The sequence below is a fragment of the Pseudomonas sp. P8_229 genome, assembly GCF_034008635.1.
Classification (GTDB): Bacteria; Pseudomonadota; Gammaproteobacteria; order Pseudomonadales; family Pseudomonadaceae; genus Aquipseudomonas.
Genome location: NZ_CP125378.1, coordinates 4,731,165 through 4,750,249 on the forward strand (window position 1 = coordinate 4,731,165; position 19,085 = coordinate 4,750,249).

Annotated in this window: 20 protein-coding genes; 19 read left to right on the top strand and 1 reads right to left on the bottom strand. The window is 61.0% G+C overall.

Going from position 1 to position 19,085, the window contains the following annotated elements; all coding sequences use genetic code 11:
* Nucleotides 1–150: 150 nt before the first annotated feature.
* The 18 genes from fliE to flhB all read left to right on the top strand — a co-directional run bounded on the left by fliE (nucleotide 151) and on the right by flhB (nucleotide 15,668).
* Nucleotides 151–480: a flagellar hook-basal body complex protein FliE gene (fliE, locus tag QMK55_RS21390; protein ID WP_025111944.1), complete on the top strand. Its 330-nt coding sequence runs from the start codon at nucleotides 151–153 to the stop codon at nucleotides 478–480.
* Nucleotides 481–495: 15 nt separating this feature from the next.
* Entirely contained in the window at nucleotides 496–2,283 is a 1,788-nt protein-coding gene (gene fliF, locus QMK55_RS21395; RefSeq protein ID WP_102355255.1) for a flagellar basal-body MS-ring/collar protein FliF, read from the top strand.
* Entirely contained in the window at nucleotides 2,276–3,295 is a 1,020-nt protein-coding gene (gene fliG / locus QMK55_RS21400; protein WP_007920042.1) for a flagellar motor switch protein FliG, read from the top strand. The genes fliF and fliG overlap by 8 nt, the downstream gene beginning before the upstream one ends.
* Nucleotides 3,296–3,299: 4 nt before the next feature.
* Nucleotides 3,300–4,106, top strand: coding sequence for a flagellar assembly protein FliH (gene fliH / locus QMK55_RS21405; RefSeq protein ID WP_102355254.1), 807 nt, complete (start codon nucleotides 3,300–3,302; stop codon nucleotides 4,104–4,106).
* Nucleotides 4,096–5,454, top strand: a complete 1,359-nt coding sequence (gene fliI, locus QMK55_RS21410) for a flagellar protein export ATPase FliI (RefSeq protein WP_083366598.1) — start codon at nucleotides 4,096–4,098, stop codon at nucleotides 5,452–5,454. The genes fliH and fliI overlap by 11 nt, the downstream gene beginning before the upstream one ends.
* A gap of 6 nt (nucleotides 5,455–5,460) precedes the next feature.
* The gene (gene fliJ / locus QMK55_RS21415; protein WP_102355253.1) at nucleotides 5,461–5,910 is read left to right on the top strand and encodes a flagellar export protein FliJ; all 450 of its coding nucleotides are present in this window, start codon (nucleotides 5,461–5,463) and stop codon (nucleotides 5,908–5,910) included.
* A 189-nt stretch (nucleotides 5,911–6,099) separates the two neighbouring features.
* Complete coding sequence (locus QMK55_RS21420; RefSeq protein WP_102355252.1) at nucleotides 6,100–6,405, top strand: STAS domain-containing protein; 306 nt, start codon at nucleotides 6,100–6,102, stop codon at nucleotides 6,403–6,405.
* Nucleotides 6,406–6,410: 5 nt separating this feature from the next.
* A complete protein-coding gene (locus tag QMK55_RS21425; protein ID WP_320329923.1) occupies nucleotides 6,411–8,114 on the top strand; it encodes a fused response regulator/phosphatase in 1,704 nt (567 codons plus the stop codon).
* A gap of 30 nt (nucleotides 8,115–8,144) precedes the next feature.
* Nucleotides 8,145–8,492: an Hpt domain-containing protein gene (locus QMK55_RS21430; protein WP_102355250.1), complete on the top strand. Its 348-nt coding sequence runs from the start codon at nucleotides 8,145–8,147 to the stop codon at nucleotides 8,490–8,492.
* 104 nt (nucleotides 8,493–8,596) lie between these two features.
* A complete protein-coding gene (locus QMK55_RS21435; protein WP_320329924.1) occupies nucleotides 8,597–9,979 on the top strand; it encodes a flagellar hook-length control protein FliK in 1,383 nt (460 codons plus the stop codon).
* Nucleotides 9,980–10,274: 295 nt separating this feature from the next.
* The gene (gene fliL, locus QMK55_RS21440) at nucleotides 10,275–10,778 is read left to right on the top strand and encodes a flagellar basal body-associated protein FliL (protein WP_102355248.1); all 504 of its coding nucleotides are present in this window, start codon (nucleotides 10,275–10,277) and stop codon (nucleotides 10,776–10,778) included.
* A 9-nt stretch (nucleotides 10,779–10,787) separates the two neighbouring features.
* Nucleotides 10,788–11,756, top strand: coding sequence for a flagellar motor switch protein FliM (gene fliM, locus QMK55_RS21445; RefSeq protein WP_003222890.1), 969 nt, complete (start codon nucleotides 10,788–10,790; stop codon nucleotides 11,754–11,756).
* 56 nt (nucleotides 11,757–11,812) lie between these two features.
* Complete coding sequence (gene fliN / locus QMK55_RS21450; protein ID WP_102355247.1) at nucleotides 11,813–12,262, top strand: flagellar motor switch protein FliN; 450 nt, start codon at nucleotides 11,813–11,815, stop codon at nucleotides 12,260–12,262.
* Nucleotides 12,263–12,712, top strand: coding sequence for a flagellar biosynthetic protein FliO (gene fliO / locus QMK55_RS21455; RefSeq protein ID WP_320329925.1), 450 nt, complete (start codon nucleotides 12,263–12,265; stop codon nucleotides 12,710–12,712).
* Nucleotides 12,712–13,470 (top strand): flagellar type III secretion system pore protein FliP, encoded by a 759-nt coding sequence (gene fliP, locus QMK55_RS21460; RefSeq protein WP_064121002.1) that lies wholly within the window; start codon nucleotides 12,712–12,714, stop codon nucleotides 13,468–13,470. The genes fliO and fliP overlap by 1 nt, the downstream gene beginning before the upstream one ends.
* Nucleotides 13,467–13,736 carry a flagellar biosynthesis protein FliQ gene (gene fliQ, locus QMK55_RS21465; RefSeq protein WP_064586586.1) on the top strand — a complete coding sequence of 90 codons (270 nt, stop codon included), beginning with the start codon at nucleotides 13,467–13,469 and terminating at the stop codon, nucleotides 13,734–13,736. Before fliP ends, fliQ begins: the two co-directional genes overlap by 4 nt.
* Nucleotides 13,737–13,739: 3 nt before the next feature.
* Entirely contained in the window at nucleotides 13,740–14,525 is a 786-nt protein-coding gene (fliR, locus tag QMK55_RS21470) for a flagellar biosynthetic protein FliR (RefSeq protein ID WP_320329926.1), read from the top strand.
* Between the two features lie 3 nt (nucleotides 14,526–14,528).
* Nucleotides 14,529–15,668, top strand: coding sequence for a flagellar biosynthesis protein FlhB (flhB, locus tag QMK55_RS21475; protein WP_102355244.1), 1,140 nt, complete (start codon nucleotides 14,529–14,531; stop codon nucleotides 15,666–15,668).
* A 281-nt stretch (nucleotides 15,669–15,949) separates the two neighbouring features.
* On the opposite strand, the gene QMK55_RS21480 is transcribed toward flhB, so the two are convergent.
* On the bottom strand, nucleotides 15,950–16,309 hold the full coding sequence (locus QMK55_RS21480; RefSeq protein WP_320329927.1) for a DUF6124 family protein: 360 nt from the start codon (nucleotides 16,307–16,309) through the stop codon (nucleotides 15,950–15,952).
* A gap of 635 nt (nucleotides 16,310–16,944) precedes the next feature.
* Between QMK55_RS21480 and flhA the strand changes: the two genes are divergently transcribed.
* Nucleotides 16,945–19,074, top strand: coding sequence for a flagellar biosynthesis protein FlhA (gene flhA / locus QMK55_RS21485; protein WP_102355238.1), 2,130 nt, complete (start codon nucleotides 16,945–16,947; stop codon nucleotides 19,072–19,074).
* Nucleotides 19,075–19,085 lie beyond the last annotated feature (11 nt).

Consider the following 19,085-nt stretch of genomic DNA (forward strand, 5'->3'; position numbering starts at 1 on the left):
CCAAAAGTAGTTTTGCGTAACTCGCAGTTGATGAGGCGCCCCGATTGGCTTTTGTGGAAGAAATCCGCCGAGCTGGCACCCTTGTTGCTAACACCTGTGTACCCGCCGAGTGAGTGTCAAAAAATTGCGGGCCGCCCAAGAGAGTAGACCATGAGCCAAGGTATTGAATTCAATCGGTTGATGATGGACATGAAGGCCATGAAAATGGACGCCATGGCCACGCCGAAATCGACTGCCGCCGTCCCTGAACTGGCAGGCAGCAGCTTTTCCGACATGCTCGGTCAGGCCATCAACAAAGTCAGCGATACCCAGCAGGCGTCGACTCAGTTGGCCAACGCATTTGAAATCGGCAAGAGCGGCGTCGACCTGACCGACGTGATGGTTGCCTCGCAGAAAGCCAGCGTGTCGTTCCAGGCTCTGACCCAGGTACGCAACAAGCTGGTTCAGGCTTATCAAGACATCATGCAGATGCCGGTTTAAGGACGAGATTGAGTCATGGCAGAAGCAGTCGCCGATAACGTTCCGGCCAAGGCCACCCCGATAGACGGCAAACCGCCGCTGTTCGGCCTGTCCTTTCTGGAAAACCTCTCCGAGATGACCATGCTGCGTCAGGTGGGCCTGTTGGTCGGCCTTGCTGCGAGCGTGGCGATTGGCTTTGCCGTGGTGCTGTGGTCGCAGCAGCCGGATTACCGTCCGTTGTACGGCAGCCTTGCCGGCATGGACGCCAAACAGGTCATGGACACCCTGGCCTCCGCCGATATTCCCTACACCGTCGAACCGAACTCCGGCGCCTTGCTGGTCAAGGCCGACGACCTGTCCCGTGCGCGGATGAAACTCGCAGCCGCTGGTGTCACTCCCAGCGACGGCAACATCGGTTTCGAAATCCTCGACAAGGAACAGGGGCTGGGCACCAGCCAGTTCATGGAAGCGACGCGTTACCGTCGTGGGCTGGAAGGCGAACTGGCGCGCACCATCTCGAGCCTGAACAACGTCAAGGGCGCCCGCGTGCACCTGGCGATTCCGAAGAGTTCGGTGTTCGTGCGTGATGAACGCAAGCCAAGCGCCTCGGTGCTGGTCGAGTTGTACTCCGGACGTTCGCTGGAGCCAGGCCAGGTGATTGCGATCATCAACCTGGTGGCGACCTCTGTTCCCGAGTTGAGCAAATCGCAGATCACCGTCGTCGATCAGAAGGGCACCTTGCTCTCTGATCAGGCGGAAAACTCCGAAATGACCATGGCCGGCAAGCAGTTCGATTACAGCCGCCGCATGGAAAGCATGCTCACCCAGCGCGTGCACAACATCCTGCAGCCAGTGCTGGGCAACGATCGCTACAAGGCTGAAGTCTCGGCCGATATCGATTTCAACGCCGTCGAGTCGACGGCCGAGCAGTTCAACCCGGATCAACCGGCGTTGCGCAGCGAACAGTCGGTCAACGAACAACGCACCGCCAGCAATGGCCCGCAAGGTGTGCCGGGTGCCCTGAGCAACCAGCCACCGGCGCCGGCCTCGGCACCGCAAACCACCGGTGGCGCAGCTGCGCCGGCCAGCATGGTGCAGCCAGGTCAGCCATTGGTTGACGCCAACGGCCAGCAGATCATGGACCCGGCCACTGGCCAGCCGATGCTCGCGCCTTACCCGGCAGACAAGCGTCAACAATCCACCAAGAACTTCGAACTCGACCGTTCCATCAGCCACACCAAACAGCAGCAGGGTCGCCTGAATCGTCTGTCGGTGTCGGTGGTGGTCGACGATCAGGTCAAGGTCAACGCAGCCAACGGTGAAATCAGCCGCGCGCCGTGGAGCGCCGATGAACTGGCACGCTTCACTCGTCTGGTGCAGGACGCCGTCGGTTTCGACGCCAGCCGTGGCGACAGCGTCAGCGTGATCAACATGCCGTTCTCCGCCGAGCGCGGTGAAGTGGTCGCCGATATTCCGTTCTACTCCCAGCCATGGTTCTGGGACATCGTCAAACAAGTGCTGGGTGTGTTGTTCATCCTGGTGCTGGTGTTTGGTGTGCTGCGTCCGGTGTTGAATAACATCACCGGTGGCGGCAAAGGCAAGGAGCTGGCCGGTCTTGGCAGCGACGTGGAACTCGGTGGCATGGGCGGCCTGGACGGCGAACTGGCCAACGATCGCGTGAGCCTCGGTGGTCCGCAGAGCATTCTGTTGCCTAGCCCAAGCGAGGGTTATGACGCGCAGCTGAATGCAATCAAGAGTCTGGTGGCTGAAGATCCGGGTCGCGTGGCTCAGGTCGTGAAAGAGTGGATTAACGCAGATGAGTGATAACCGAGCCGCAACCGTCAAACTGAACAAGGTCGACAAAGCCGCGATTCTGCTGCTGTCCCTGGGTTCGACCGATGCCGCGCAAGTGCTGCGCCACATGGGCCCCAAAGAGGTTCAGCGTGTCGGTGTGGCCATGGCCCAGATGGGCAACGTCCATCGCGAGCAGGTCGAGCAGGTCATGAGCGAGTTCGTCGACATCGTCGGCGACCAGACCAGCCTCGGCGTCGGGTCCGACGACTACGTGCGCAAAATGCTCACCCAGGCCCTGGGTGAAGACAAGGCCAACGGCCTGATCGACCGCATCCTGCTCGGTGGCAACACCAGCGGCCTCGACAGCCTGAAATGGATGGAGCCGCGCGCCGTTGCCGACGTGATCCGTTACGAACATCCGCAGATCCAGGCGATCGTGGTCGCGTACCTCGATCCGGATCAGGCCGGTGAAGTGCTCGGTAACTTCGACCACAAGGTGCGTCTGGATATCATCCTGCGCGTGTCGTCGTTGAACACCGTGCAGCCAGCGGCACTGAAAGAGCTGAACCAGATTCTCGAGAAGCAGTTCTCCGGCAACTCGAACGCCTCGCGCACCACCCTGGGTGGCATCAAGCGTGCGGCGGACATCATGAACTTCCTCGACAGTTCGATCGAAGGCCAGCTCATGGACTCGATCCGCGAAGTCGACGAAGACCTGTCCGGTCAGATCGAAGACCTCATGTTCGTGTTCAACAACCTCGCCGATGTCGATGACCGCGGCATCCAGGCGCTGTTGCGCGAAGTGTCGTCCGATGTGCTGGTGCTGGCCCTCAAGGGCTCGGACGAAGGCGTCAAGGAAAAGATCTTCAAGAACATGTCCAAGCGTGCGGCCGAACTGTTGCGCGACGACCTCGAGGCCAAAGGCCCGGTGCGCGTCAGCGATGTGGAAACCGCTCAGAAGGAAATCCTCACCATTGCCCGTCGCATGGCCGAAGCAGGCGAAATCGTGCTCGGTGGCAAGGGTGGCGAGGAAATGATCTAAGCCCATGGACAAGCATGACGAGTCAGTGACGGATCTGATCCGCGCCCGCGATGTCCGTGGTTTCGAATCCTGGGAACTGCCCAGCTTCGATCCGCCGAAACCGGAACCCGAGCCGGAACCGGAGCCCGAACCGCCGGAAATGGAAGAAGTGCCGCTGGAGGAAGTCCAGCCACTGACCCTGGAAGAACTCGAAAGCATCCGTCAGGAGGCTTACAACGAGGGCTTTGGCATCGGCGAAAAAGAAGGTTTTCACAGTGCCACGCTCAAGGTGCGTCAGGAAGCGGAGGTTGCGCTGGCGGCAAAACTGGCCAGCCTCGAGCAACTGATGACCCACCTGTTCGAGCCGATTGCCGAGCAGGACACACAGATCGAGAAGTCGCTGGTCGACCTCGTGCAACACATCACCAAACAGGTGATCAAGCGCGAACTGGCCATCGACTCCAGCCAGATCGAACACGTCATGCGCGACGCGCTCAAACTGTTGCCGTTGGGCGTGGACAACGTGCGCCTGTACGTCAATCCGCAGGACTTCGAACAGGCCAAGGCCTTGCGCGAGCGTCACGAAGAATCCTGGCGCATCGTCGAGGATGAAGCGCTGATGCCCGGTGGTTGCCGGGTTGAAACCGCGCACAGCCGGATCGACGCGAGCATTGAAACGCGCATCACCCAGGTCATGGACAAGCTGTTCGACCAGTTGCACGAACAGGCTTTGCACCCGGCCGCACCGGATCTGAGTCTGGACTTGCCGCAAGAACCCAAATCGGCCGCCACCCCTGACGAGCCGCTCGCGGACACCGCCGATGCGCCTTGAACGCACCAGTTTCGCCAAGCGCCTGAGCAGCTACGCCGAGGCCACTGAAATGGCCGGTGCGCCGATTCTCGAAGGCCGCCTGCTGCGCATGGTCGGCCTGACCCTCGAAGCCGAAGGCCTGCGCGCCGCCATGGGCACGCGCTGCCTGGTGATCAACGACGACAGCTATCACCCGTCGCAGGTGGAAGCGGAAGTCATGGGTTTTTCCGGCAGCAAAGTATTCCTGATGCCGGTCGGCAGCGTCGCCGGCATTGCTCCGGGTGCCCGCGTGGTGCCACTGGCGGAAACCGGTCGGTTGCCGATGGGCATGAGCATGCTCGGCCGCGTGCTCGATGGCGCCGGACGCGCGCTGGACGGCAAGGGCGGAATGAAGGCCGAAGACTGGGTGCCGATGGACGGCCCGACGATCAACCCGCTCAACCGCGACCCGATCCACGTCCCGCTGGACGTCGGCATCCGTTGCATCAACGGTTTGCTGACAGTCGGCCGTGGTCAGCGTCTGGGCCTGTTCGCCGGTACCGGTGTCGGTAAATCGGTGCTGCTGGGCATGATGACCCGCTTCACCGAGGCCGACATCATTGTCGTCGGCCTGATCGGTGAGCGGGGCCGAGAAGTCAAAGAGTTCATCGAGCACATTCTCGGTGAAGAGGGTCTCAAGCGCTCCGTAGTGGTCGCATCCCCAGCGGACGATGCGCCGCTGATGCGTCTGCGCGCGGCGATGTATTGCACGCGGATTGCCGAGTATTTCCGCGACAAGGGCAAGAACGTCCTGTTGCTGATGGATTCGCTGACCCGTTTCGCCCAGGCCCAGCGGGAAATCGCTCTGGCCATTGGCGAGCCGCCGGCGACCAAGGGTTATCCGCCCTCGGTGTTCGCCAAGCTGCCGAAACTGGTGGAGCGTGCCGGTAATGCGGAGAAGGGCGGGGGGTCGATCACCGCGTTCTACACCGTGTTGTCCGAAGGCGATGACCAGCAGGACCCGATTGCCGACTCAGCGCGGGGCGTGCTCGACGGCCACATCGTGTTGTCCCGGCGTCTGGCCGAGGAAGGTCACTACCCGGCCATCGATATCGAAGCCTCGATCAGCCGGGTGATGCCGGCCGTGGTTTCGGCGGAACACATGCAGCGCGCGCAGTACTTCAAGCAGCTGTGGTCGCGCTATCAGCAGAGCCGCGATCTGATCAGTGTCGGTGCCTATGTGGCCGGTGGCGATCGCGAGACTGACCTGGCAATTTCTTTGCAGCCGCAACTGACCCGCTACCAGCGGCAGGGGCTGAACGATAAAATCAACATGGGCGAAAGCCAGGCCTATCTGGAAACCCTGTTCGCGCCTGCGGCAGGCGGGTAACCGGCCATGGCCGCGAGTCGCGCCGCACGCCTGGCGCCGGTGGTGGACATGGCCGAGCAGGCCGAAAAAACCGCCGTGCAGCGTCTGGGCTACTTTCAGGGTCAGGTCAAAGTGGCCGAAAGCAAACTCGCCGACCTCGATGCCTTTCGTCTGGATTATCAGGAGCAGTGGGTCATGCGTGGCCGCGACGGGGTTTCCGGGCAATGGCTGCTCGGTTATCACGGCTTTCTGGCGCAGCTGGACACCGCCATCGACCAACAGCGCCAGAGTCTGGTCTGGCACCAGAACAACCTGCTCAAGGCGCGGGACGCCTGGCAGCAGGCGTTCGCCAAGGTCGAAGGCCTGCGCAAACTGGTGCAGCGCTATCGCGAAGAGGCGCAACGCCTCGAAGACAAGCGCGAACAGAAACTGCTGGACGAATTGTCGCAGCGTTTGCCGCGGCATGAACCCTTCTAAGCAGCGCGGCTAAACCCTGTGGGAGCGGGCTTGCTCGCGAAAGCGGAGTGTCAGTCACTGAAAATGTCACTGAAACATCGCCTTCGCGAGCAAGCCCGCTCCCACAGTTGAAACTGCGTTGCACCTTGCCCCTGCGTCTACCAAGTGCTAAACCTTGTACACGTTCGTCAATGACAAGGAAGCCAGTCAATGTCAGTCGTTACAGAAGTCTCTCCGGATGGTCAAAAACTGACGATTTCGGTCAGGGGGCGCTTCGATTTTGGGCGCCATCAGGAATTTCGCGAGTCCTATGAGAGTCTTCCCAAGAAGCCCGATTCCATTGTGGTCGACCTGAAAGACGCCACCTACCTCGACAGCTCGGCACTGGGCATGCTGCTGTTGCTGCGCGATCACGCCGGCGGCGACAATTCGGATGTGCGGGTGGTCAACAGCAACTCCGACGTGCGCAAGATCCTCGCCATCTCCAATTTCGACAAACTCTTCGACATCAGTTGACGGCCATGCAGGCGCAAGAGCCGCTGACGATCCTGATCGCCGAAGACAGTGCCGCTGATCGCCTGCTGCTGTCGACCATCGTCCGCCGTCAGGGTCATGTAGTGCTGACGGCAGCCAACGGCGCAGAAGCGGTCGAGATCTTTCGCTGGCAACAACTGCATCTGGTGCTGATGGACGCGATGATGCCGGTGATGGACGGCTTCGAAGCGGCACGACAGATCAAGGCACTGGCGGGGGAAACCCTGGTGCCGATCATCTTCCTGACATCGCTGACTGAAAGTGAGGCGCTGGCCCGTTGCCTGGAGGCCGGTGGCGACGACTTTCTGGCGAAGCCCTACAACCAGGTGATCCTCGCCGCCAAAATCAAGGCGATGGATCGCTTGCGCCGTTTACAGGCCACGGTGCTGCAACAGCGCGATCTGATCGCCAAACATCACGATTACCTGCTCAACGAACAGCGCGTCGCCAAAGCGGTGTTCGACAAGGTCGCGCACTCGGGTTGCCTGAGCGCGCCGAACATTCGCTATCTGCAATCGCCCTACGCGTTGTTCAACGGCGATCTGCTGTTGGCGGCGTACACCCCGGACGGCGACATGCACGTGCTGCTCGGCGATTTCACCGGGCATGGCTTGCCGGCGGCGGTTGGGGCGATGCCGTTGGCCGAAGTGTTTTACGGCATGACTGCCAAGGGTTACGGTCTGGCCGAAACCCTGCGCGAGATGAATGCCAAGCTCAAGCGCATCCTGCCGGTGGACATGTTCTGCTGCGCGACCATGCTTTGCCTGAGCTTTCAGCGTTGTTCGGTTGAAGTGTGGAATGGCGGCATGCCTGATGGTTATCTGCACCGTATCGCCACGGGCGAGCGCGTGCCGCTGCCGGCGCGGCATTTGCCGCTGGGCGTGCTCAGCCCGCAAGCGTTTGATGATCGCACCGAAGTGCAGACCCTGGCCGTCGGTGACCGGGTGTTTCTGCTGTCGGACGGGGTGATCGACACCACCGATGCCGATGACCAGTTGTTCGGTGCAGAGCGCTTACAGCAACTGTTTGCCGCCAACCGTGAGCCGGACAACCTGTTTGCCGAGATCGCGCAGGCCTTGCACGCATTTCGTGGCGAGCCCCGTGACGATGTGAGCATGGTTGAAATCAGCCTGCTGGAAGCTGCGCAGGTGGTGCCGTCGGTGCCGGTCTATTCTGACAGTGGCCAGTCCTGTCCGCTGGACTGGTCGGTGAGCTTCGAGTTTCGCGGCGCCACGCTCAAACGCTTCAATCCGTTGCCGTACCTGCTGCAGTTGTTGCTGGAAGTACATGGTTTGCGCACGCAGGGCGGTGCGATCTACAGCGTGCTCGCGGAACTGTATTCCAATGCCCTGGAGCACGGGGTGCTGGGTCTGGATTCCAGTCTCAAGCGCGATGCCACTGGGTTTGCCCGCTACTACGAACAGCGCAACGAGCGGCTGGAGGCTTTGCAGGACGGCTACGTGCGTGTACATCTGCAAGTGCGACCGCAGGGTTCGGGTGGCTGCCTGGTCATCCGCGTCGAGGATAGTGGCAAGGGTTTTGACGTGGGGCGGGTGATGGAACGGCGGCTGGACGGTGTCCGTCTGTCGGGACGCGGTGTCAGTTTGATCCGGCAATTGGGGCATAACGCCCGCTGGTCGGACGAAGGTCGCAGTGCCTGCGTGGAGTTTTTCTGGGAGGTTAAGGCATAATTCGCCGATTCTTGATCAAGGAGTGAACAAGTGACTGACACACATATTGATCGCGAGGCGCTGAGCGTACTGCGCGAAGTCATGGAGGATGGTTATCCGGAGCTTCTGGATACCTTCCTGACCGATTCTGAAAGTCGCTTGGATCAATTGCAAAAGACCGCCGATGCCAAGGTGCTGGCGGAACTTGCCCATAGCTTCAAGGGCAGCGCCAGCAACATGGGCGCGGTTCGGCTGGCGACGCTTTGCCAGGCGCTGGAGTCGGATGCCAAGGACAAAAGTCCAGCGGAAATCGTAGCGCTGGTGGCTGACATCAGCAGCGAGTTCGCCGATGTCCGTCCGGTTTACGAAGACGAGCGACAGCACGCGTTGACTCACTGACCCGTCGTCCGGCGCTTTTCTCAGGCACCGGACAAATCTGGCCCGACACTTGCAGTAATCCTCTTCAACTGTACCTACGATCCCAGTGCAGCGGAGACCGTGTCATGCCTGCGACCCCCAATATTCTTCTTCAATCTGCCGCCCAGGCCAAGGCGCAAGCCGCTGCTGCCAAAGCGCCGGCAATGGCCGCAGATACCGGGGACAAGGCCTCAAGCTTCGCTCAGGTGTTCGCTGATCAAGGTCCGAAAAAACCGCTCGCCAGTCCTGACAATTCGTTGAAACCGGCGCGCGATAAGGTCGCTGACACCAGCGATAAGAAGGATGTCGGCAAGACGCAGTCTGCCGCCGCGCAACAGACCGTTGCCGATAGCGGCAATGCCTTGCCTGCCGACAAGACCGCCTCGACGGCTTCCGACGACCAAACTGCTGCCGACGACGCTGCCGCAGACACGGCGCAGACGCCAGTGGCTGACACTGCGGCGGTTGATCCGGCGCTGGATCCGGCGCTGGCGCAAACTGTGCAGCCACTGGTGACGACGCCTGTAGCGCCAACCCCGGTCGTTGAAACGCCGGCACCGACCAAAACCGAATCACCGGTCGTGGCCGCTACCGTCGCACCGGCGGAGATCAAAGACCCGGCGGCCTCCACCGACAGCGCTTTTGACCCGGCAGCCGATCCTCTCGACTCGCTGCCAGCATTGCGCATGGCAATGGAGCAGGGCGGGCATATTTCCGCCGCCAGCCAGTCTCAGCCCAAAGCCGCGCCGGCCCAGACTCAGGCCGACGGTGAATTGACTTCGGCGCAGACCTTTGCCGCCGGCATGGCCAGCATGCTCGACGTGCAGGCCGACAAGGACAGCACCAGCCAGAATGGCGAAAAAGCCTTCAGCGGCCTGATCGACGATGGCCTGAAAGACCTCAAGTCTGCCACCAGCGACACTCGTGTCGATGATTTCGCCAACCGTCTGGCGGCGCTGACGCAGGCGGCCACGCCGAAAACCGCGAACGCAGTGCCAGTGAATCAGCCGATCGCCATGCACCAGAGCGGCTGGACCGAAGAAATCGTCAACCGCGTCATGTACCTGTCGAGCGCCAACCTGAAGGCGGCCGATATTCAATTGCAGCCGGCAGAGCTCGGGCGTCTGGACATCCGGGTGAACATGGTGCCGGATCAGCAGACCCAAGTGACGTTCATGAGTGCGCATCCAAGCGTGCGTGAAGCCCTCGACGGCCAGATGCATCGCCTGCGCGACATGTTCACCCAGCAGGGCATGGGCCAGGTCGACGTCAACGTTTCTGACCAGAGCCGTGGCTGGCAGGGGCAGCAGGGCCAGGAGCAGGCGCAGCAAGGCCAGAGCGGCCGTACCAGCGCCGCCGGCGGTCGCCTCGATTCGGCAGATGAAGAATTGGCGCCTGCGGCTGTTGCTGAAGCCGCTGCGCAAACCACCAGCGTGATCGGCAGCAGCGCGGTCGACTATTACGCCTGATCAAATCAAGAGCCCCTCACCCTAGCCCTCTCCCGGAGGGAGAGGGGACTGATTGGGGGATGCTTGCGAAGTACGCCGACCTGATGCTTCGGCTGTGAATCCATATTCGACTCGGTCTTTCAGGTCGATGTTTGACGTCTGACACCTCGGTCGGCCCCCTCTCCCTCCGGGAGAGGGCTGGGGTGAGGGTGCCTTTGACTTTAGCGTTGTCCACCACTACCGACACTTCTGGCATAACACTTGCTCTTGCCTTGCCGTGCGACTGTGAAAACCCGATTAGTGACGGATTATTGGCATGGCGAAGAGCGAAGCAGCAGCTGTAAAAGACCCCGCGACCAAAGGCAAACTCAAGATGATCATCCTGATCGTGGTGGCTCTGCTGCTGGCGATCGGTGTGTCCGTGGGCGCGACCTGGTACTTCATGCACAGTGCCCAGAGCAAGCCTGTCGCAGCGGCCGAGGCTGCGCCGGTCGGCAAGCAGCCAGCGATCTTCGAGCCGATGGCGCCGGCGTTTGTCGCCAACTACAACCAGAACGGCCGTCAGCGCTACATGCAGGTGAGCATCACCATGCTGGCGCGTAACCAGGCCGATCTGGACGCGCTCAAAGTGCACATGCCGGTGATCCGCAACAACCTGGTGATGCTCTTCTCCGGTCAGGATTTCGCCACATTGGCGACCCCGGTCGGGCAAGAGATGTTGCGCCAGAAGGCCACAGCCAGCGTCCAGGAAGTGGCGCAGAAAGAGCTGGGCAAAGTGGTGATCGAACAGTTGCTTTTCACTAATTTCGTACTGCAGTAGGAACACGACATGGCCGTGCAGGATCTGCTGTCCCAGGATGAAATCGACGCGCTGTTGCATGGCGTCGACGATGGTCTGGTACAGACCGATAACGCTGCCGAACCCGGCAGTGTCAAAAGCTACGACCTGACCAGCCAGGATCGCATCGTCCGTGGACGCATGCCGACTCTGGAAATGATCAACGAGCGTTTTGCCCGTTACACCCGCATCAGCATGTTCAACATGCTGCGTCGCTCGGCGGACGTTGCCGTCGGTGGCGTGCAGGTGATGAAGTTTGGCGAATACGTGCACTCGCTGTACGTGCCGACCAGTCTCAACCTGGTCAAGATCAAACCGCTGCGCGGCACCGCGCTGTTCATCCTGGACGCCAAACTGGTGTTCAAACTGGTGGACAACTTCTTCGGCGGCGACGGCCGTCACGCCAAGATCGAAGGGCGTGAATTCACCCCGACCGAACTGCGTGTGGTGCGCATGGTGCTGGAGCAGGCTTTCGTCGATTTGAAAGAAGCCTGGCAGGCGATCATGGAAGTCAATTTCGAGTACATCAACTCGGAAGTGAACCCGGCCATGGCCAACATCGTCGGCCCGAGCGAAGCGATTGTGGTTTCCACGTTCCACATCGAACTCGACGGCGGTGGCGGCGATCTGCACGTGACCATGCCGTACTCGATGATCGAACCGGTGCGCGAGATGCTCGATGCCGGTTTCCAGTCGGACCTCGACGACCAGGACGAGCGCTGGGTCAATGCCCTGCGTCAGGACGTGCTCGATGTCGACGTGCCGATCGGTGCCACCGTGGCCCGCCGTCAGTTGAAGCTGCGCGACATCCTGCACATGCAGCCGGGGGATGTGATCCCGGTCGAGATGCCGGAAGACATGATCATGCGCGCCAATGGCGTACCGGCCTTCAAGGTCAAGATGGGCTCGCACAAAGGCAACCTCGCGTTGCAGGTGATCGAGCCGATCGAGCGTCGCTGAAGCGGCGCTCTCACCCCCACGCATTTAACTGAATTGTTGCCCGCCGAGGACAAATGATGAACGACGAAATGAACGCCCAGGACGATCAGGCACTGGCCGACGAATGGGCTGCGGCCCTGGAAGAGACCGGTGATGGTCAAGCTGACATCGACGCACTGCTGGCGGCCGACGCATCTACCGGCTCCCGTCTGCCGATGGAAGAGTTCGGCAGCGTGCCGAAGAACAACGATCCGGTGACACTGGACGGTCCGAACCTGGACGTGATCCTCGATATTCCGGTCTCGATCTCGATGGAAGTGGGCAGCACCGACATCAACATTCGCAACCTGCTGCAACTGAACCAGGGTTCGGTGATCGAGCTCGATCGTCTGGCGGGTGAGCCACTGGACGTGCTGGTCAACGGCACCCTGATTGCGCACGGCGAAGTGGTGGTGGTCAACGAGAAGTTCGGCATCCGCCTGACTGACGTGATCAGCCCTAGCGAACGCATCAAGAAGCTGCGCTGAGTGAAACGCTTTCTCTGGGCATTGCTGGCGCTGCCATTGAGTGTGCTGGCCGCCGAACCGGCCACCACGTCTGCCGCGGCCACCGCCGCACCAGCGGTCGGCAGCGGCGTGGCCGGGCAACTGACGCAACTGGTCTTTGGTTTGTTGCTGGTGCTGGGCTTGATCTTCTTCCTCGCCTGGCTGTTGCGCCGGTTGCAGCAGGCTGGTCCGGCAGGCAAGGGCCAGGTGATCGAACTGATCGGTTCCCGCGCCCTCGGCCCGCGCGACCGGCTGATGCTGGTGCAGGTCGGCAACGAGCAGATCCTGCTGGGGCTGAGTCCCGGCACCATCACCGCGCTGCACGTGCTCAAGGAACCGGTGCAGGTGCCGAGCACCAGCGAGAAAGCGACCCCGGAATTTGCCCAGCATCTGCTGAAGATTCTCGGCAAGGATCAGAAGGATACGAAGTAATGGGTGCGTTACGCATCGTCTTGACGCTGGCCTTGTTGCTGGCCGCGCCGCTGGCGTTCGCCGCCGATCCGTTGTCGATCCCGGCGATCACGCTGGGTACCAACGCTGACGGCGCGCAGGAGTATTCGGTCAGCCTGCAGATCCTGCTGATCATGACCGCCCTGAGCTTCATTCCGGCGGCCGTGATTCTGATGACCAGTTTCACCCGGATCATCATCGTCTTCTCTATCCTGCGTCAGGCCCTCGGTCTGCAGCAGACGCCGTCGAACCAGATTCTCACCGGCATGGCGCTGTTCCTGACCATGTTCATCATGGCCCCGGTGTTCGATCGGGTGAACAACGATGCGCTGCAGCCGTATCTGGCGGAAAAACTCACCGCGCAGCAGGCGGTGGAAAAGGCTCAGGTACCGATCAAGGACTTCATGCTCGCCCAGACCCGCACCAGCGATCTGGAACTGTTCATGCGCCTGTCCAAGCGCACCGACATCGCGACGCCGGATCAGGCGCCGCTGACCATTCTGGTGCCAGCGTTCGTCACCTCCGAACTGAAGACTGCGTTCCAGATCGGTTTCATGATCTTCATTCCGTTCCTGATCATCGACCTGGTCGTGGCCAGTGTGCTGATGGCGATGGGTATGATGATGCTGTCGCCGCTGATCATTTCCCTGCCGTTCAAGATCATGCTGTTCGTGCTGGTGGATGGCTGGGCGCTGATCATCGGCACCCTGGCCAGTAGCTTCGGAGGTGTTTCGCCATGACGCCGGAAGTTGCGGTCGATATCTTTCGTGAAGCGCTGTGGCTGACCACGATGATGGTCGCAATCCTCGTCGTGCCGAGCCTGCTGGTCGGCCTGCTGGTGGCGATGTTCCAGGCCGCCACGCAGATCAACGAACAGACCCTGAGCTTCCTGCCGCGTCTGCTGGTCATGCTGGTCACCCTGATCGTCGCCGGTCCATGGATCGTGCAGACGTTCATGGAGTACATCATCCAGCTCTACAAGAACATTCCGATGGTCATCGGCTGAGCCATGCAATCACTGCTTCAGCTGACCGACACCCAGATCAGTACCTGGGTGGCGTCATTCATGTTGCCGCTGTTTCGCGTCGCGTCGATGCTGATGGTGATGCCGGTGTTCGGCACCACGCTGGTGTCGCGCCGGATACGGCTGTATTTCGCCGTGGCCATTACCGTGTGCATTGCCCCGGGGCTGCCGCCGATGCCGGAGGTCAGTCCGCTTGCTCTCAGTGGCTGGTTGCTGATTGCCGAGCAGATTCTGGTGGGCGCGGTGCTCGGGTTTTCCCTGCAACTGTTTTTCCAGGCCTTTGCCGTGGCCGGGCAGATTGTCGCGATCCAGATGGGCATGGGTTTCGCCTCGATGGTCGACCCGGCCAACGGCGTCTCGGTCGCGGTGATCGGACAGTTTTTCACCATGCTGGTGACCTTGCTGTTCCTGTCGATGAACGGCCATCTGGTGGTCTTCGAAGTGCTCACCGAGAGCTTCACCACGCTGCCGGTTGGCGGCGGGTTGATGACGGCGCAGTACTGGGAGTTGGCCGGCAAGCTTGGTTGGGTTCTCGGGGCGGCGTTGTTGCTGGTATTGCCGGCGGTCACTGCGCTGCTGGTGGTCAACATCGCGTTCGGCGTGATGACCCGCGCCGCGCCGCAACTGAACATTTTCTCCATCGGTTTTCCGCTGACCCTGGTGCTGGGCCTGTTCATTGTGTGGGTCGGTCTGGCGGACATCCTCAATCAGTATCAACCGCTGGCCACTGAGGCCTTGCAGTTGTTACGCGAACTGGCACGAGCGCGCTGAGTCATGGCTGAGAGCGAAAGCGGTCAGGACAAAACAGAAGACCCCACGGAGAAACGTAAAAAGGACTCCCGTGAGAAGGGTGAGATTGCCCGTTCCAAAGAGCTCAACACCCTGGCGGTGATGCTTGCCGGTGCCGGTGGCTTGCTGATCTTCGGCGGCATGCTGGCGCAGGAACTGATGGACCTGATGCGCCTGAATTTCACGCTGTCGCGGGAAGTGATCATGGACGAGAAATCCATGGGCACGTTCCTGCTGGTCTCGGGCAAGATCGCGCTGGTAGCGATCCAGCCGGTCATGATCACCCTGTTGCTGGCCGCGCTGATCGGGCCGATTTCCCTGGGTGGCTGGCTGTTCGCAGCCGGCTCCATGGCGCCGAAATTCAGCCGGATGAACCCGGGTGCGGGCCTCAAGCGCATGTTCTCGATGAAGGCGGTGATCGAGCTGCTCAAGGCGCTGGCCAAATTCATCATCACCCTGTTCGTGGCGCTGATGGTGTTGTCGTCCGATATCGACGATTTCCTGCGGATCGCCCACGAGCCGCTTGAGCAGGCGATCATTCACAGCGTGACGCTGGTGGGCTGGAGCTCGCTGTGGCTGGCCTGTGGCCTGATCATCATCGCCGCCGTCGATGTGCCGGTGCAGCTCTGGGAAAGCCACAAGAAGCTGCTGATGACCAAGCAGGAAGTGCGCGACGAACACAAGGATCAGGAAGGCCGCCCAGAGGTCAAGCAACGCATCCGCCAGACCCAGCGCGAGATGTCGCAGCGACGGATGATGGCGGCGATTCCCGACGCCGACGTGGTCATCACCAACCCGACCCACTACGCCGTCGCGCTCAAGTACGACACCGAGAAGGGCGGCGCACCGGTATTGCTGGCCAAGGGCAGCGACTTCCTCGCGCTGAAAATCCGCGAAATCGCCGTGGCCAATAACGTCATGCTCCTGGAGTCGCCGGGGCTGGCGCGGTCGATCTACTACTCCACGGAACTGGATCAGGAAATCCCCGGCGGCCTGTATCTGGCGGTTGCGCAGGTCTTGGCCTACGTCTACCAGATCCGCCAGTACCGCGCCGGCAAGGGCAAACGCCCGGATCCGCTCAAGGACGACCTGCCGATCCCGCCGGATTTGCGCCGCGATTCTTGAGGGCGCTGACTGCACGGGCCTCTTCGCGAGCAAGCCCGCTCCCACAGTGGTTTTGCGGTGACATCAAATTTTGTGGTGTATGCAAAACCTGTGGGAGCGGGCTTGCTCGCGAAGGCGTCGGCGCAATCAGCATTTTCCTCCCCTGACACACTGCCAATATGATCGTTCCCACGCTCTGCGTGGGAATGCCTCAACGGACGCTCCGCGTTCGGCTCTGGATGGGACGCAGAGCGTCCCGAGCTGCATTCCCACGCAGAGCGTGGGAACGATCAGTGCCCGAACTAGCCCTGCAACTGCAGATTATCCAGCGCCCGATTCACCGCCAGCTCCCCGAGCATGATCAGCTGCGCGATACCCAGCAGCGTCCTGCGCTGCGACGCCGGTACGAGATGGGCAAAGTCATGGGCGATGGTTCTGGCTGAGGCTAGTGTTTCGCTGGCATCGGCCAGCAGTTCCTCATTTTTGAAGTCAGCGGTAACGGCGTACATCCTGCGGGTTCTACGTGGCGGTGGCGTGGAGCCGGGCGGGCAGAGGTAGTGATCGAGTGCGCGGTCGGCGGCGTCGTGGAGTTTTTTTGAATCGAGGGATTCGTAGGGGGAGGTGGGGTCGGTTTCGGGTGGGCTGGGTGTTGGTTTGATCATGGTGAAGCTCCTAGAGTCATTGGAGCTGCCAACGTTCGCTGCGAGACGAATGAGGGTGGCAGCTATACGCGGGTCGCAGACCGGGACTCTAGAACCGGCAGACCCGAAGGTCTCCCACGTACAGCCGCCATAAGCAAAGCGGATGTTGTGCGTCCAGAGATCGACGGGCTGCGAGACCCGATCGCTGATGTGTCAGCGACCGACCCACAATAGAATCCGACCCCAAAGCGCACAAGCCGGCGGATTCTGGGGTAGCTGTAGGCAATGGCGCAAGGATGTGTAGCCTTGAAGGCGTGTCCTGAAGTGTCTTTTAAACACCAGCGTTTAAAAAAACACAGGTCGGGCGATTCCGCACGATTTGCGCCGCGATTCATGATGCTGCGGCGTCGCTGCTGGCCGCTTCGCGAGCAAGCCCGCTCCCACAGGGGATCTGTGTGGTGCACACCCAGTCTGTACGCACTGAAGATCCAATGTGGGAGCGGGCTTGCTCGCGAATGCGTCAGTCCGGGCGCCGAAATTTTCCCGATAAACCCTTCTGTTTCAATCCTTGGCAAAAGTTGGAAGGCTTCTTGCAGTAGCCGCCGTGCGCCTGCTTTGGGCGTCAAAAGTTTGCTTTAAAGGAACGGGGAAAACCGGTGGATCGCTCTCAGTTAATCAACAGCGCACGCTCGAACATTGCCGACCTCAGTCGAGGCAATCTGGGCGTGCCGTTGCTGTTGCTGGTGATGCTGGCGATGATGATGTTGCCGGTGCCGCCGTTCCTGCTGGACGTGTTTTTCACCTTCAACATCGCGCTGTCGATTGTCGTGCTGCTGGTCTGCGTATACGCGCTGCGGCCGCTGGATTTTGCGGTGTTCCCGACCATTCTGCTGGTGGCGACGCTGCTGCGGCTGGCGTTGAACGTGGCGTCGACGCGGGTGGTGATGCTTCACGGTCAGGACGGCCACGCCGCTGCCGGTAAGGTGATCCAGGCCTTCGGTGAGGTGGTGATCGGCGGTAACTACGTGGTTGGTATCGTGGTCTTCGCGATCCTGATGATCATCAACTTCGTCGTGGTGACCAAGGGTGCCGGGCGGATTTCCGAGGTGAGCGCGCGTTTCACCCTCGATGCGATGCCCGGCAAGCAAATGGCGATCGACGCCGACCTCAACGCCGGTCTGATCGACCAGAATCAAGCCAAGATGCGCCGTCAGGAAGTCGCCCAAGAGGCCGAGTTCTACGGTTCGATGGACGGTGCCAGCAAGTTCGTCCGGGGTGACGCCATCGCCGGCCTGCTGATTCTGTTCATCAACCTCATTGGCGGCATGGCCGTCGGTATCTTCCAGCACAACATGACCTTCGCCGACGCCGGCAAGGTGTACGCCTTGCTGACCATCGGTGACGGTTTGGTGGCGCAATTGCCATCACTGTTGTTATCGACAGCAGCAGCGATCATGGTGACCCGTGCTTCCGGTTCGGAAGACATGGGCAAACAGATCAACCGCCAGATGTTCGCCTCGCCGAAAGCGCTGGCCGTGGCCGCTGGTTTGATGGCGGTCATGGGCCTGGTGCCGGGCATGCCGCACTTCTCGTTCCTGAGCATGGCGGCGCTCGCTGCCGGTGGCGCCTACCTGTTCTGGAAGAAACAGAACGTTGCCAAGGTCCAGGCGCTGCAGGAAGTTCAGCGTCAGCAGGAACTGCTGCCGTCGCCGGCCCGCGCCATGGAAACCAAGGAGCTGGGTTGGGATGACGTGACCCCGATCGACATGATCGGCCTGGAAGTTGGTTATCGCCTGATTCCGCTGGTGGACCGCAACCAGGGTGGGCAGTTGCTGGCGCGGATCAAGGGCGTGCGCAAGAAGCTTTCGCAGGACCTTGGCTTCCTGATGCCGACCGTGCACATCCGCGACAACCTCGATCTGGCGCCGAGCGCCTATCGCCTGACCTTGATGGGCGTGATCCTCGCTGAAGCCGAGATCTACCCGGACCGCGAACTGGCGATCAACCCGGGGCAGGTCTACGGCACGCTCAACGGCATTACCGCCAAAGATCCGGCTTTCGGTCTGGAGGCGGTGTGGATTGAAGTCAGCCAGCGCGCCCAGGCACAATCGCTCGGTTACACCGTGGTCGACGCCAGTACCGTTGTCGCAACGCACTTGAACCAGATTCTGTACAAGCACTCCAGTGAGCTGATCGGTCACGAAGAAGTGCAGCAACTCATGCAATTGCTGGCCAAAAGCTCGCCGAAACTGGCTGAAGAACTGGTGCCGGGCGTGGTGTCGCTGTCGCAACTGCTCAAAGTGCTGCAGGCGCTGCTGGCCGAACACGTGCCGGTGCGCGACATCCGCAGCATCGCCGAAGCCATCGCCAACAACGCCGCCAAGAGTCAAGATACCGCCGCCTTGGTGGCTGCGGTGCGCGTCGGCGTATCCCGCGCCATCGTCCAAAGCATTGTAGGCACTGACTCCGAGCTGCCTGTGATCACGCTGGAACCAAGGTTGGAACAAATATTGCTCAATAGTCTGCAGAAGGCAGGACAAGGCTCGGAAGAGGGCGTTCTGCTGGAGCCAAGCATGGCCGAGAAGCTGCAGCGTTCGCTCATCGAAGCGGCGCAGCGCCAGGAAATGCAAGGTCAACCGGTGATCCTGTTGGTAGCAGGCCCGATACGCGCGATGCTCTCGCGTTTCGGCCGCCTCGCAGTCCCAGGGCTGCACGTGCTGGCCTACCAGGAAATTCCGGACAACAAGCAAGTGACCATCGTTGCGACAGTAGGGCCCAACGGCTGAGGTAGTGGTTT

Bases quoted from the DNA above. Each gene is read 5' to 3' on its own strand.
- fliE (WP_025111944.1), top strand. From the start codon at position 151: ATGAGCCAAGGTATTGAATTCAATCGGTTGATGATGGACATGAAGGCC.
- fliF (WP_102355255.1), top strand. From the start codon at position 496: ATGGCAGAAGCAGTCGCCGATAACGTTCCGGCCAAGGCCACCCCGATA.
- fliG (WP_007920042.1), top strand. From the start codon at position 2,276: ATGAGTGATAACCGAGCCGCAACCGTCAAACTGAACAAGGTCGACAAA.
- fliH (WP_102355254.1), top strand. From the start codon at position 3,300: ATGGACAAGCATGACGAGTCAGTGACGGATCTGATCCGCGCCCGCGAT.
- fliI (WP_083366598.1), top strand. From the start codon at position 4,096: ATGCGCCTTGAACGCACCAGTTTCGCCAAGCGCCTGAGCAGCTACGCC.
- fliJ (WP_102355253.1), top strand. From the start codon at position 5,461: ATGGCCGCGAGTCGCGCCGCACGCCTGGCGCCGGTGGTGGACATGGCC.
- QMK55_RS21420 (WP_102355252.1), top strand. From the start codon at position 6,100: ATGTCAGTCGTTACAGAAGTCTCTCCGGATGGTCAAAAACTGACGATT.
- QMK55_RS21425 (WP_320329923.1), top strand. From the start codon at position 6,411: ATGCAGGCGCAAGAGCCGCTGACGATCCTGATCGCCGAAGACAGTGCC.
- QMK55_RS21435 (WP_320329924.1), top strand. From the start codon at position 8,597: ATGCCTGCGACCCCCAATATTCTTCTTCAATCTGCCGCCCAGGCCAAG.
- fliL (WP_102355248.1), top strand. From the start codon at position 10,275: ATGGCGAAGAGCGAAGCAGCAGCTGTAAAAGACCCCGCGACCAAAGGC.
- fliM (WP_003222890.1), top strand. From the start codon at position 10,788: ATGGCCGTGCAGGATCTGCTGTCCCAGGATGAAATCGACGCGCTGTTG.
- fliN (WP_102355247.1), top strand. From the start codon at position 11,813: ATGAACGACGAAATGAACGCCCAGGACGATCAGGCACTGGCCGACGAA.
- fliP (WP_064121002.1), top strand. From the start codon at position 12,712: ATGGGTGCGTTACGCATCGTCTTGACGCTGGCCTTGTTGCTGGCCGCG.
- fliQ (WP_064586586.1), top strand. From the start codon at position 13,467: ATGACGCCGGAAGTTGCGGTCGATATCTTTCGTGAAGCGCTGTGGCTG.
- fliR (WP_320329926.1), top strand. From the start codon at position 13,740: ATGCAATCACTGCTTCAGCTGACCGACACCCAGATCAGTACCTGGGTG.
- flhB (WP_102355244.1), top strand. From the start codon at position 14,529: ATGGCTGAGAGCGAAAGCGGTCAGGACAAAACAGAAGACCCCACGGAG.
- QMK55_RS21480 (WP_320329927.1), bottom strand. From the start codon at position 16,309: ATGATCAAACCAACACCCAGCCCACCCGAAACCGACCCCACCTCCCCC.